Below are 300 nucleotides of genomic sequence, written 5' to 3'. Positions count from 1 at the left end.
CCTCCCCGGAGCTTATCGCAGGCTATTACGTCTTTCATCGCCTCTGACTGCCAAGGCATCCACCACATGCACTTAATTACTTGACTATACAACCCCAAACAGTCGTCCATCCCTACAAGTAGGATGAGCAACAGATTATGATGATTTCTCATCACTCTCATACAGTTGGCGTTTGTGCACTTAAGCACTGTACAGCTTCAATTAGATTCATATACCAAAACGCTTGATTCAGTTTAATCGCTAGTAACTCATTTCTTAATCTTCATCAACCAGTCATAAATGACTGCTAATGTCGATTTC

At 41.7% G+C, this 300-nt stretch carries 1 rRNA gene; it reads right to left on the bottom strand.

Annotation, left to right across the window (positions count from 1 at the left end):
- A 23S ribosomal RNA gene (locus ACE01T_RS17250) occupies positions 1–86 on the bottom strand; the annotation flags it as partial.
- Positions 87–300 lie beyond the last annotated feature (214 nt).

This window comes from Acinetobacter uliginosus (assembly GCF_044130295.1).
Taxonomy (GTDB): domain Bacteria; phylum Pseudomonadota; class Gammaproteobacteria; order Pseudomonadales; family Moraxellaceae; genus Acinetobacter.
Note: the sequence above shows the minus strand (reverse complement) of the source record. Positions and strands in the feature narration are given on the sequence as shown.